This is a genomic window from Acinetobacter guerrae (assembly GCF_009372255.1).
Classification (GTDB): Bacteria; Pseudomonadota; Gammaproteobacteria; order Pseudomonadales; family Moraxellaceae; genus Acinetobacter; species Acinetobacter guerrae.
Map to the genome: position 1 here is coordinate 399,401 of NZ_LXGN01000056.1, position 14,761 is coordinate 414,161.

Here is a 14,761-nt window from a genome sequence, read left to right on the forward strand (position 1 = left end):
AATCATTCAAGCATGTATTTTAAATGATGTTCACATTTTTATTTCATATCACAAACGTGACATAGTTACATTTAGATGTATAGTGACGAATGTTTATGATTTTGTGCATAAAAGCATAGCTTAGTAAGGTAAGGAATACATGGCAATACATGTCATTCAAAGTCAACGTATCGATGTATTATTGCAAGGGCTTGCGCAAACTTCGCAATATAGCTATGAACAACCTTTTCAGGTACTGGCCACTCAACATTTTATTGTTCCCAATGCCGCCGTGCAGCAATGGTTGACTGAAAAGCTCTCGGAACTACAGGGAATTCATGCCAATTATCAGTTTCATCAACGTATTCGTGGATTTCAGTGGTATGCCTATCAACAAGTATTAAGTGAACATAAGGATCAGGTACGTAAAGCCAATATTCCCCGCCTGATTTTAAAATGGCGAATTTATCAGGCCTTGCATTCTTATATTCAATCTGACCAGATGCAAGTGACGATCGAACATCCATTGCATTCGATCATTGCCCGAATTTATGACAGCGCAGATCGACTGAATCACGGTATTGAGAAGCAACTCAAAAAACAAAGCATGTTGTATTGGATTGCTGAACAAGTCTCGCAATTATTTAGCAATTACATGTTGTATCGGGGACATTGTCAAAAAAACTGTGTTGGAAAATGTACCTGCTCAACCAATTGGCTAAGTGCGTGGGGCAATGATCATGCACTCGATATTGAAAAGTTGATGATGAATCAGGATCAAAGCGTTTCAGCATTTCAATTACAACAAGCGCAAGACTTAGAAGCTTGGCAACGTTGGTTATGGAAAGAGCATTTCCATCAGGATTTTTTAGAAATAGAGAAAATTGATGAGCTGTTTTGGCAGCAGCTTGATACTGAGGAGACACGTGCGCAGGCGTTAAAGCGTTTACCTCAGCAGGTGGCATTATTTACTTTATTGGATTTACCACCTAATCAACTTCAGTTTTTGCGTCGCTTGGGACAATATCTTGAGATTTATATTTTTCATTATAACCCTTCACAGGAATACTGGGCCGATAGCGTCGATCCACTTTGGAAACAGCGTTATGATGTTGGGGTAAAAGAGCGTTTTATTGCCAAAAACCCTAAGGCAAATGATATTGAGATCGCTGAGTTTTTCCAACAATTCACTTTGCATTTCAATGCTGAAGCTCGTGAATCACGTCATCCTTTATTGACGCGTTTAGGTAAGCAAGCACGGGATCATTTTTCGCTACTTTCAAATTTATCGACAGGTGAAGAAGGGCATTGGGTAGATGCTTTTGTCGATAGCTTTCCTGATACGTTATTGGGGCATGTCCAGTCCGATATTTTGCATTTGGTCGAGCCTAAAGCAGGGCAGTATTCATTTAAGCTAACGGACGAATCTATACAGATTCATGTCTGCCACTCAGGTTTAAGACAGCTAGAAGTCTTACGTGATCAACTGATATATTGGTTAGCACAGGGAACCTTAGATCATCCGCGCCGTCCTAGTGATATCCTCGTTCTCACTCCAAATCTTAAAGCACTAGAACCACAGATTCGTAGTGTTTTCCCAGCAACACCAAGTGATGAAGGTGTGTTTTTGCCTGTAAAAATTGCAGGGGTAGCACAATTGGATGTACTGAATGCATGGCGTTCAGTATTAGGACGTATTCAACTACTGCAAAGCCGTTTTAATTATGATGAATTTGCAGATTGGCTCAGCCTAAATGCAACTCAGCTCTGCTATGGACTAGATGACACTCAAGTGTCACGTTTACTCAAGTTGTTGGCTGCATCGGGTTTTAAGCGTGGTTTTGATACGGTTCACTTACAACAAAGTTTAGTCGGTGGCGATGATGATTATCGCTACAGTTTTAAATTTGCACTGGATCGACTGGCTTTAGGAATTGCGATTCCAGATCATGTGTTGTTTCAGGGAACTTTAAGTTATGCACAGGTACAACCTGATGATTTTGAACTCATTGGCAAACTGATTCAGATTTATCGAGATTTTGACCAGCGTCGTGATTGGTTAGTAGCACATGAACAGGGCGAACAACTGGCTGTTGAAATCTGGTTAAAACGTTTAATGACAGATGTCAGCGAATTTGAGCAAGTAGGCGTAACGGCTTTAAAACCTGCACGAGACGCAATCAAAAAACAAGAACGTATGGTGACTCTGGCCAGTTTCTATGGAGAGGCAGAAACTCAGCATTTACGTCAGATTTCTTTGCCATTGCCCTATTTGCTTGAAGAAATTCAGCGCACTTTAGAAAATCAAACTGCTCAAGCAGAACCTACAGGTCAGATTACCTTTAGCCAAATCGGTCAGATTCGACCCTTGCCTTATCGGTTAGTGGTGTTACTCAATCTGGATCAAGGGCAATTTCCAAATCGTGACAATCATACTCCGTTTGATTTGATGGATGTGCTGCGACCACAACTTGGCGATCGTTCACGTTTGGAAGATGACCAAGGGGCATTTCTGGATGCGGTGTTGTTGGCGCAAGATAATCTGTGGCTATTTTATAATGGCTTTGATGTGAATGATGGCGAAGTGCGAGAGCCTTCAAGTATTGTTCAAGAATTAACAGCCCATCTGGCTTATATTGTTAAGTCTGAGGTTGATCAACCTCAATTTGAGCAGTTTAAGCAGTTAGGGGTTCCGCCTCAACTTATTCCTCTTTATCGAATTCATAGCTTGCAACCTTTTGACCTTACAGGGTTTATTCAGCAGCCCCCATTACAGCGTTATCAGGATCAATGGTATCAAGTTGCCCAAAATATTCAGCAGCGACAAGGGCAACGTCAGCCGTGGGTAAATATGGATTATCAGCAACAATCACAGGATTTGGTCTTGCTTGATAGTCAGCAATGGATCGCAGATATTACTTTTCCGGCACGTTTGTACCTGAAAACATTGGGTATCGAAAATCTGAGTCAACAGGCACGACTTGATCAGGATGAACCTCTGTTTCTAGATGGCTTAGGTAAATATGCTATTCGTCATTTTTTACATCAACATCCAGAGGATGCACCTGCTGATTTACTGTTAGACCAATTACCTGTCAGTAAAATTAAACACAGTGCATGGCAACAGAGTTTATTTGAGCAGGAACGATTACAAGAACGTTTGCAACACTATGCGATGCAGGAGACATCCACCACTTATCGGACATGGCGCTTATCATCACAGTTGCACATGAACATTCAAATCCCTACTGAGGATGTACAGGATTGGATCAGTGTGCAAGCATCAAGTGCGCGGGCCAAAAGGATCGCCAAAGTATGGTTAGAATATCTTATTTGGCTTGCTTATCTGAATCAGGGTGAACATGCACAAGACAAGCGCCGTATCGTAGTATTTGGTGATCAAACGGTCATTTGTGAAGGGCTTTCATCGGTTCAGGCACATGAATATCTGAATGCATGGTTGCTGGCATGGCAATATGCTGTGCAGCAACCTTTAGTACTCCCTGCGGCACTATTATTACAGCCTCTTGAAAAAGGTAAACAGTATCATTGGGAAGAACAAGGGGCAGACTTATTGCTTGCTGAAAAAGATCGCGAAAGTATTTTAAAAGAATGGAATAAAACAGGCGCTTTTAGTGCTTTCGATGTGACTCAGGATGAAAGCAACAAGTCGCATCAGGACTGGTCATTTATTTTGCAGGAACAAGATGCACAGGCTTTATTAAATGTCGCGTTGACAGAATTTTCCTATGCCTTATATGCCCCAATTTTTCACTATGTGCGTATGGAGTAAGCTCTGATGTCATCCAACTCATCTGTGTCTTATCATCCGATTACCGATATTGAATTTTCTGGTTTACATTTAATTGAAGCTTCGGCAGGTACAGGTAAAACTTTTACCCTTTCTAGTTTAATGGTACGCATTTTTCTAGAAAAATATTTGCCCAATCAGGTGATTGCGACCACATTTACCCGTGCTGCGGCAGCAGAGTTGAAAACTCGAATACGACTGCGTTTGCAAGACATGTATCGTGATTTACAAGCCTATCGTGGTCTGACTGAATCAGAAATTTTATTGCAAGCAACACAGCAATCTGATCCTTTGATGCAGCATGTGTTGCGTACCTTTGCGACACGGATTGGTTATGCCTGCGAACGCTTAAAACTGGTGCTGGATCAGTTGGATGAACTCTTTGTCGGTACATTGGATAGCTTTAGTCAAAAACTATTACGCGAATTTGCATTTGAAAGCGGCAAGATCGAACGCGCACAAATCACGGATGATGCCAAACGCTATACTCGGCAGTTGATTCATGATGTATTGCGTGAGTGGATTCAGGCACAACCACAACAACTGATCGATGGTTTGTATCATATGGGCACTTTAAAAAGTGTTGATGCTTTTGTCGATGTTGTAGAAAATTCGCTGAATTTTGGCTCTGCGCATTTTCAGTCCATTTCAAAACCAGAAATTAATTTTCATCGCTTTGAACAGGCTTTAGATGAACTATTGAAAGAGCAGGCTCTGGTTGGACAATTGCATGAATATTATTTATTTGATGGCAAGTATTATAAAAATATTCAAAAAGCGATGGGAGTTAAATTAAATCATGCACTGGTTGAAGCTTTGCCGAAACTTGTCGATGCTATTCATTTGAAAGGGAAAAATGTTTACTTCAATCGTGCGTTATTTTATCCAATCGAAACCTTATTTTTAACTGAAGATAAAGAAACTCGGAAAAAGTTTTTTAATAAATGTGAACAACACATTCAGGATGATTTTTTTAATCATCCACTTATTCAAATATTAAAAACAATGACCGAGATTCGTTTAGGAATTGAGAAAGATTTACAACGCCTAAGCCAACAATTGAAAGCGCATTTATGTCTTGAAGTTAAACAGCGCCTACCACAATTACTACAACAAAAAGGTGAAACCACATTTTCACAACAAATTCGCACCCTTGCAGATGCGTTGCAAGGCGAGCAAGGACAACGGTTTGCGATTTTTGTTCAAGCCCGCTATCCCTTGATTTTGGTTGATGAGTTTCAGGATACCAATCAGGATCAGGACGATATGCTAGCTAGTATTTGGCGGCATCCACAGCGTTACCAAAAAGGCTGCATGATTATGGTTGGTGACCGTAAACAGGCAATTTATGGCTTTCGTGGTGGCGATATGCTGACTTTTTTAAATGCATACCAAGATATTAAAGCCAAGCAAGGTCGAGAATATAAGCTCAATTTTAATCATCGTTCGGTCAAGGAGTTAGTGGAAGTTGTTGATCATCTATTTCAACAGCAACCTGATTTTGGTGAACAGGTTATTTATGACCCGATTCAGGCTGGTTCACGCGCACATCCTGCCTTGATCGATCAAGGTCAGCCCAATGTTGCACCTTTACGCTGGTTTATGCTGAGTGATAAATCTAAAGAGGCTGAGCAGGTTGCATGGAAAATTCGTGCATTGCTCAATCAGTCGCAGGCAGGGGAATTGTATTTACAGGCAGAACAATCTCAGCATGTCATTGAAGATGACATTGCGGTACTTTCCAAAAACCATGTGGCACTCGATGCAGTACAGTCTGCTTTGGAGTATCTGGGTATTCGGGTCAATCGCCCTTCACGGCGCAGTGTATTTGATCATCCGATAGCGCAGGATGTAGCTGCCTTACTTACCGCTGTTTTACATCCTTATGACGAAGCAAAAATTAAACGTGCTGTATTAAGCCGCCTTATTGGATTTAATCTTAAACAATTGATGGAACTGGAGCAGACTGCGGAAGGTTTAAGTGGCTATATTGCAACATTTGATCATTTACGTGAACTTTGGTTGCAACAGGGCTTTTTAACTGCATGGCAAGCGTGTATGAGCCAATTTAAGGTTTGGCAAAATCTGGTGGCACAGCACAGTAAAGATAATGAACGCGATGTGGTGAATTTGCGTCACTTGGGTGAAATTTTAAGTCAGCACAGTGAGCATTATCAGGGTGCGCAAAATCTATATCATTGGTATTTAAAGCAGCTCCAAGCACCGAGCCAACGTGATTGGGAAATGGAACGCAAACTTTCCAGTGATGCAGGCATTCAACTGATGACCATTCACCAATCCAAAGGCTTAGAGTTTAAGATTGTATTTTTATTGAGAGCAGATAAACCCTTTAAAGATCAAAATAACGCATTAAATTTTTCGACTGTAGAAGTTACCCATCCTGAAAATGGACAAGTGACCACGCAACGGGTCATCGCGATTAAAGATAAAGAACGTTTAAGCCCCGAAGCGTTGGAACAAAATGATCAACGTAGCAAGGCTGAACAAAATCGATTGTGGTATGTCGCACTCACCCGTGCCAGCCATCGGGTTTATGCCATGATGCAGGATCAGCAACAAAAAACACAGGATGCATTGGCATTTTGGAAAGATCAGACGGGTACTTTTCAACATCACTATGCTACTGATGAGCTTGAACTTACACAATGCCCACCAAGATTCAAATCAACAGTAAGTGAACCGAAACTGACACTTTATGCACAGCCTTTACCTACACAGCGTTTTTATGCACGTGGTAAAACCAGTTTTAGTTATCTGGCACAACATTTAAAACCTCATCAAATGGTCAGCGATGTGTTGTCTGCACAGGATCAAAGATTAGAACAAGCCGAAGATGAACAAGATCTCTTAATTTTTGAAACATCCACGACAACACAGCCGATTGATTGGATTCAGCAAAATTTCCCCAAAGGCACACTTGCAGGGAATTTCCTGCATGAGATTTTTGAACATGTTGATTTTCAGGATCAAAGTGAATGGATCACTGAGATTCGGCGGCGTTTTAAAAATGATTATGGTACTTTATGGGATCAGCTTTATTCGACTTATCAACAGGATTTTCCTGAACAGAAACAGGATGAAAGCCGACTTTATGGGTGGTTAGCAGATTGGTTAAGGCAAGTATTAACCACACCATTACATCAAAATTTTCAACTGCAACAATTACAGGCGGGGCAGTTCTTATCGGAATGTCCTTTTTATCTGGCTTTATCTGATCGTGTACTGGCGATGCGTCGCATTCAGCAATTATTTATAGAGTACCAGATTGAAATGCCTGATTTTCTGGATGCTCATGCCGCGCGCTACTTAAATGGTTCAATTGATTTGATGTATTTCGATGGTTCAAGGTTTCATATTGCCGATTATAAAAGCAATTATCTGGGTAAGGACTTGAATGATTATCAGACAGATGCGATTCAGCAGAATATGCGTCAATCAAGTTATTGGTTACAGGCTGCACTGTATTTGGTGGCTTTACATCGTTATTTAAAAGTGAAATTGCAACATTATCAGATCGAGCAGCATTTGGGTGGCGCAACGTATTTGTATTTGCGTGGTATGAATGGAACAGCAGGACAGGGTTATTATTATTGGCAACCTGACACTGAGTTTATTTTACGTTTGGATGCAATTTTAGGTTACTTTAATTTTGATCAGAGTACTGAGGATAAATAACTATGAAAAATGCGGATAATTGCTGTAATGTTATTATAATCAAATAGTTGATTTGTGGATAAATATGTTAATAAGCTTGTGGAAAAGCTTGAGGATAACTGTGTGGAAAAGCAAACAGGTGCTGAAAATGCAGAAATGACATGGCTGAAAGACTGGAGTGAGTATTTAGCTCAAGCGCCATTCAATCTCAGGGAGCGCAATTCTGCCGAAATTGCAGTGTTGTTGCAAGCATTAATTGATGTAAGTTTGCAGGGTGATAGCGGTTTGGTGATTTCTTCAACAGCACTTCCCGAAACAGACGGTTTTATTCTTGAAGAACAGCAGGCGAAAACCCAGATTGCGCCTATGATTTATGATGGTGAATTGTTGGCCTTATATCGTTATTGGTCATTGGAACAACGTTTGGCGAGCCAAATTACACGCTTAAGCACACAAAATATTCAGGCGATTTCGATTGATGCTTATCGGGACTTATTGCAAGATATTCACCAAAAAGCTGCTTTGGCGATGGTCGCCAGTCAAGCTTTGAATATTATTACAGGTGGGCCTGGAACGGGTAAAACTTATACACTTGCGCGAATCATAGCGGTATTAAATCAGGCTATTCCAGATATTCGTATTGCAATGGCAGCGCCCACAGGCAAGGCAGCACAGCGCATGCAGGAAGCTCTACAAGCTTCATTTAATGATGAAAATTTATTGGCTTCTGGTCTGATCACTGAAACTTTAAAACAGCAAAAAACTCAAACCTTGCATCGATTACTTGGTCTGGGTCATCGGCAGATTCCACGTTTTCATACTAAACAACCTTTGCCTTATGATGTGATCGTGATTGATGAAGCTTCGATGCTTGATTTAAATTTGGCAACTTTATTATTTGAAGCGATTCCACAAGATTGTCGAGTGATTTTATTAGGCGATGCCAAACAGTTAGCTTCGGTTGATGTGGGGTCAGTATTGGCCGATTTACAGCAAGTGCCTAAACTCGCCCAACATCAGGTGAATTTGACCACTAGCCGTCGTTTTGGAGCAGATGCCAAGATTGGACAACTAGCTAGTTTTATTCAATCTGTCGATATTGGGCAATCGGCTGAACAGGTTTTACAACAATTCGAACAACAGATTGCTACTCCTACAACTTTACAAAAAATTGAGCTGACATCCTCCATGAGCGATGTGGTACAGATTGAATATTTACCTGATCAAATCTTCGATTTGATGCCTTATTATGAGCGGGTAGTGGCAGGCTATATTCCATTTTTAACGCAGCTTAAAGCTTATCAGCAGTCGGGTTATGCTCAGGACAATATAGATGCTGTGATGCAAGCATTCGATCAGTATCGAATTTTGGTGGCAATTCGCTTTGGTGATTTTGGTCTGGAACAAATAAATCGCTATGTTGAACAATGGTTAACACAGCATTTATACGTTTTACCTGTCGGCGGCTGGTATATTGGTCGTCCAGTAATGATGACTTATAACGATTACCAACTTGGTATTTCTAATGGGGATATTGGATTGTGTTTTCGACACCGTACAGAGCCTGAACAGTTCGAAGTCTATTTTCCAAGTTTGAATCAATGGATTGCAGCACATCGCTTGCCTAAAAATATTCAGACAGCTTTTGCTTTAACCATCCATAAATCACAAGGTTCAGAATTTGCACATACTATGGTGGTCTTTGATCATTCAGCAGAAAAATTGCTGAGTCAAGAACTGATTTATACCGCGATTACCCGCGCCAAAAAAGCAGTTAGTTTATTGATAGATCGTCAGGCGTGGGTGAAAGCCTTGACTGTCAAGACAACAAGGAAAAGTGGACTAATTAGAAAAATTAATAAAAAATTCTTATTGTTAAGTTGACCTATTCTATAGACAGGTCTGTACGAAAATGCTTACAAAGATTCGAGAAATTTGCTGATAGAGCATATGAGCTTTTTTTGAGATCATAGTTTTGCACAAAAAGCTCAGCAAGGAATGCTGAGAAAATCGCAAAACAATAACCATAAAGTTGAAAAACAGCGAACTTACAGTGAAGTAAGTGATAAGCGAGGAAATTTACAGCCGCTAAGCCTTGTAGTTTTGGGAGAGACTACAGGGCTTTTTTATTGCTCCTTTTTTATTTTTATCAATTAAAATTTGAAAGAACAGTAAAAAAGATAATGGGTTAAATCAAATAAATAGTGGAATATCAATAGAATGAAACCATGTAAGTTTTGACTTACATATCGATACGAAAAATACTACTTTTCTACATAATTAGTTGTGGCAGAATGGCAAGGGTAAGAAGTCATTATGAATGTTTAAAGTACATTCATAATGGTAGCACAAGGGGTAGTTAACCCTATACAACAATAAAATAAAACAATAACGATGCAAAATAAAAATACAGCGCAAAAGAGCCCAAGTTATGCTTGGGCTTCTTTTTATCTATATGGTTTGTACCCATTCATGTTCAGTCTGATCTGAACCAAAAAGTGAACGACGTGATTGTTTTGGAATTCGCGGGCATTGTGTTGAAATTTGATAAAGTACATTCCCCAATGCTGGCAAATGTGTGCCAATCACCGATTTACCTGTAGTTAAAAATGATACGCTAATGTCTCGTTCAGGGTCGGCCCAACATAAAATATTGGAAAATCCGATATGACCAAAGGCTTGTCCTGTTTGCGGGCCAAACAATCCAATCGGGTTGCTGCCAAGCATTGGACCTAGTGCGTAACGCATTGGTGCGAGTAGGGTACGATCCAGACTGGTTACAGACGTCGGTATAGTGGCACGAAATACCGTGCGGGGGCTCATAATCTGTTTACCGTTGTATTGACCCCCACTCAACAACATTTCAAAAAAGCGACCTGCCTGTTCGGCGCTAGTATAAATATTGCCTGCGGGGCAAATACTATCCATAAAACGAGTGTCGTTGGTTACATCAACGGCCAATTGTAAACCGCCGCCAAGCACATGATTGAGGTAATGATCTGTTCCCAGACGAGGATGTAAACCCGTTGGATAATTTAAGGCAACTTGTTCCCGATATTCTGGTTTTAAACCATAATTGAAATACGTCATATTCATAGGTTTTTCGATGGTTTCATGTAGAAAATGACGTAGATCCTGACCTGTAACGCGCTCAATCAACTCACCTAAAATATAGCCTGCTGTAACCGCATGATATGCCAGACGTGAACCCGATACAGAGATGGGTTTTGCTGCATATAATCGTTTTAAAATTTCATCTTTATCGAACAGTAATCCAGGTGTTACTTCACCTTCGATTTTGGGAATACCACCACGATGAGAAAGCAAATGAAATATCGTGGTGCGGCGTTTACCATGTACAGCATATTCAGGAATATAATAACTAATTGGGTCGAGTAAATTAATTTCGCCTTGTTCATCAAGCATATGGATGAGCATGGCAGTTATCATTTTAGAGGCAGAAAATAAACAAACAGGGGTGTCTGGCGAGCCGATTTTTGCCGTTGTACTCAAACCTTGCGTCGAATTTCCTGATGCATATCCCAAACTGCGATTAAGTAAAACTTTTCCATGACGACGTAAACAAAAGCCGATAAATGGATAATTTCCAGTTTTATAAGCCCCTTCTACACTTTTCCATATTTTTTGTAGTTGTTGCTCGGTCATGCCCCCTTGTTCTGGGTTGACTTCATCCTGACTACGCATCACTGAAATAAGATTGTGAGGGACAAAACAAGTATTGGTTGATAGTAATTTCACAGCAAATCCATTTCTTTTCTTTTTATATCAGGCTAGTGTGCAGAGCTGTTATGTAAATGTCAGTGTCTTAAATGACCAGTATGCATGCGTATTATGCAATGAAATATTGCCAAGCGGATAAGCTGCATGATTTAAGAATTGTCAATTCGACCTGAATCCTTTAAAATATGTCACTGCTGTAGTGATGCACGGCAGTCAGTAGGTTTGGGTTTTACCTTAAATTTATTGATCAGTATCAATCTATTTTATTTTAAGCATCTCGGAGAAATCGAATGGCTTTAACTAACACAGATCGCGCAGAGATCATCGCTAAATTTGCTCGTGCTGAAAACGACACTGGTTCACCAGAAGTACAAGTTGCTTTATTGACTGCACAAATCAATGATTTGCAAGGTCACTTTAAAGAACACAAACACGACCATCATAGCCGTCGCGGTCTTATCCGTATGGTTAACCAACGTCGTAAATTACTTGACTACTTAAATGGTAAAGACCATGGTCGTTATGTAAGTCTAATTAACGAACTAGGTTTACGTCGTTAATTCGATTTCAGGCTTGATTTTCGGTATTTATATGACGTTGTGTCTAAGCGTTAATAAAATAGTACTGAAAAGAAAGTATCATTTAGTGTGTGTCACTAAATGACTTTAGAAGGGGCGATTGTTCGCTCCTTCTTTGTGTTTATTCTCTAGTGAGGTCGGCTTCTAAGCTTTGTCATTGACCATTGTTTGTAATCATCTGATCGCAATGGTTTGAATGCCAAACCTTAGGGGTCTCCACTAGAATAACTGTTCAAAAAGAACCAGGAAAATATAATACATGTCAATGTTTAATATCGTTCGTAAAGAATTTCAATTCGGTCAGCATCAAGTTGTTTTAGAAACAGGTCGTGTGGCACGTCAAGCAAATACCGTATTAATCACCATGGGTGGTGTAACGGTACTTGTTGCAGTAGTTGCTCAACCTAAAGCGAAAGCAGGTCAAGACTTTTTCCCATTGACTGTAAACTATCAAGAAAAACAATATGCTGCTGGTCGTATTCCAGGTGGTTATGGTAAGCGTGAAGGACGTGCATCTGAAGCAGAAACTTTGATTTCTCGTTTGATTGACCGTCCAATTCGCCCATTGTTCCCAGAAGGTTACTTCAACGAAATTCAGGTGACTGCAACTGTTGTATCTTCTGATAAAACTATGGATGCTGATATTGCTGCAATGTTGGGTACGTCTGCTGCATTGTCAATTGCAGGTACGCCGTTCCGTGGTCCAATTGGTGGTGCGCGTGTTGGTCTTATCAATGGTGAATACGTTTTAAACCCAAATCATGAGCAATTGGCACAGTCTGATCTTGATCTTGTCGTGGCAGGTACTGAATCTGCGGTGTTGATGGTTGAATCTGAAGCTAAAGAGCTTTCAGAAGATCAGATGCTCGGTGCAGTTCTGTTTGGTCATGATGAAATGCAAATCGCAATTCAGGCGATTAAAGAGTTTGCTGCTGCTGCGGGCGCGGTTGAGTCAACTTGGGTTGCACCAACTAAAAATGAAACTTTGCTTGAGCAATTAAAAACAGCTTTTGAAGCGAAAATTTCTGAAGCATATACCATTGCGGTCAAGCAAGACCGTTACACAGCGCTTGATGCACTTTATGCAGAAGCCGTTGCACAATTCGTTCCTGAAAATGACGAAACTGGTATTGCTGATGAAGTAAACGAACTTTTTGAAGATCTTAAATACCGTACTGTACGCGACAACATCTTGTCTGGTAAGCCACGTATTGATGGTCGTGATACCAAAACAGTTCGTGGTATCGACGTTCAGGTTGGTGTGTTAGGTCGTGCGCACGGTTCTGCATTATTTACACGTGGTGAAACTCAAGCGTTAGTGACAACAACTTTGGGTAATACACGTGATGCATTGATGGTTGATACCCTTGCAGGAACTAAAACTGACAACTTTATGTTGCATTATAATTTCCCTGCATATTCTGTGGGTGAAACAGGTCGTGAATCTGGCCCGAAACGCCGTGAGATTGGTCATGGTCGTTTGGCTCGTCGTGGTGTTCAAGCAGTTCTTCCTGCTGCTGACCGCTTCCCGTACGTGATTCGTATCGTATCTGATATTACTGAATCAAATGGTTCATCTTCAATGGCTTCTGTATGTGGTGCTTCATTATCACTTATGGATGCAGGTGTACCATTAAAAGCACCAGTTGCGGGTATCGCGATGGGTCTAGTGAAAGAAGGTGAGCGTTTCGCTGTTCTTTCAGACATCTTGGGTGATGAAGATCATTTAGGTGATATGGACTTTAAAGTGGCAGGTTCTGCAAACGGTATTACTGCACTTCAAATGGACATCAAGATTGAAGGTATTACCGAAGAAATTATGGAAGTTGCATTGAATCAGGCATATGCGGGTCGTATGCATATCCTGAATGAAATGAATAAAGTGATTTCTCGTGCTCGTCCAGAAATTTCAATGTTTGCACCAACATTTGAAGTGATCACGATTAATCCAGATAAGATCCGTGATGTAATTGGTAAAGGTGGTGCAACAATTCGTCAAATCACTGAAGAAACCAAAGCAGCGATTGATATCGAAGACAATGGTACAGTGCGTGTATTTGGTGAATCTAAAGCTGCTGCACGTGCTGCGATTGCGAAGATTCAAGCGCTTACAGCTGAAGTTGAACCAGGTAAGATCTATGATGGTAAAGTAATTCGTATTGTTGAATTCGGTGCGTTTGTAAACATTATGCCGGGTACAGATGGTTTGCTTCACATTTCTCAAATTTCAAATGAGCGTGTTGCTAACGTAACTGATGTGCTCAAAGAAGGTCAGGAAATCAAAGTCCAAGTTGCCGATGTTGACAATCGTGGTCGTATTAAATTGACGATGAAAGACATTGAACAGGCTTAAATAAGACTGTTTAAAATAGTATAAAAAAATCCGCTTCGGCGGATTTTTTTATTGTAGCGATGAAAATTCAAGCCTGAAATTATTACTCTGCTTGTTTGAGCATTTTATACAGCTCATCTTTGAGTTTTAATTTCTGACGTTTTAAGTCCTCAATTTCGGTGAGTCCACTGGTCACAGGATTTTGTTCTAAACGAATAATTTCATGATCTAGCACATTGTGTTCTTCAAAAATTTTAGAAAAATGAGCATCATCTTGTTTGAGTTGGCTAATTAGAGCGCGGTATTCTGGAAACATAGATTCACCTTTTATTTCATGTTTAAGTTTATTTCTCTCATTTGAGTATGCTTAAAACTGACTAAAAATGATCTCAAAAAACATAGGCGAGCCATACAGATTTAATCCTTAAAGATAATATGCCTTTATGCTAAAATATGGCAGTTAAATTAAGTTAATACCGTGTGATCTCTGTAAGTAAAATACCGTTATTAAGTTATAGAAATATGCTTGATCTACTGCCGCCACTTTTGATTGGGGAAGTTGAATGTTGTTTTAAGCCAAATGATGAAATTGCTGGTCAGTTAAGCTTTTATCTAGCTATTTATGCTAAAAATAACAACAGAAAT

Annotated in this window: 7 protein-coding genes; 5 read left to right on the forward strand and 2 right to left on the reverse strand. The window is 40.1% G+C overall.

Annotated elements, in window-relative coordinates; genetic code table 11:
• Positions 1–139 precede the first annotated feature (139 nt).
• The 3 genes from A7A69_RS15185 to recD all read left to right on the forward strand — a co-directional run bounded on the left by A7A69_RS15185 (position 140) and on the right by recD (position 9,349).
• Positions 140–3,772 carry an exodeoxyribonuclease V subunit gamma gene (locus A7A69_RS15185; protein WP_152878434.1) on the forward strand — a complete coding sequence of 1,211 codons (3,633 nt, stop codon included), beginning with the start codon at positions 140–142 and terminating at the stop codon, positions 3,770–3,772.
• A 6-nt stretch (positions 3,773–3,778) separates the two neighbouring features.
• Positions 3,779–7,486, forward strand: a complete 3,708-nt coding sequence (locus tag A7A69_RS15190; protein WP_152878436.1) for a UvrD-helicase domain-containing protein — start codon at positions 3,779–3,781, stop codon at positions 7,484–7,486.
• 102 nt (positions 7,487–7,588) lie between these two features.
• A complete protein-coding gene (recD, locus tag A7A69_RS15195; protein WP_187349240.1) occupies positions 7,589–9,349 on the forward strand; it encodes an exodeoxyribonuclease V subunit alpha in 1,761 nt (586 codons plus the stop codon).
• A gap of 567 nt (positions 9,350–9,916) precedes the next feature.
• Here the strand turns inward: recD and A7A69_RS15200 are convergent.
• Positions 9,917–11,224, reverse strand: coding sequence for a serine hydrolase (locus tag A7A69_RS15200; RefSeq protein ID WP_187349241.1), 1,308 nt, complete (start codon positions 11,222–11,224; stop codon positions 9,917–9,919).
• 272 nt (positions 11,225–11,496) lie between these two features.
• On the opposite strand from A7A69_RS15200, the gene rpsO reads away from it, so the two are divergent.
• Complete coding sequence (gene rpsO, locus A7A69_RS15205) at positions 11,497–11,766, forward strand: 30S ribosomal protein S15 (protein ID WP_004991585.1); 270 nt, start codon at positions 11,497–11,499, stop codon at positions 11,764–11,766.
• Positions 11,767–12,049: 283 nt separating this feature from the next.
• On the forward strand, positions 12,050–14,137 hold the full coding sequence (gene pnp, locus A7A69_RS15210; protein ID WP_171406791.1) for a polyribonucleotide nucleotidyltransferase: 2,088 nt from the start codon (positions 12,050–12,052) through the stop codon (positions 14,135–14,137).
• Positions 14,138–14,219: 82 nt separating this feature from the next.
• Here the strand turns inward: pnp and A7A69_RS15215 are convergent, their stop codons facing one another.
• Positions 14,220–14,432, reverse strand: a complete 213-nt coding sequence (locus A7A69_RS15215; RefSeq protein ID WP_152878438.1) for an HP1242/YdcH family protein — start codon at positions 14,430–14,432, stop codon at positions 14,220–14,222.
• Positions 14,433–14,761 lie beyond the last annotated feature (329 nt).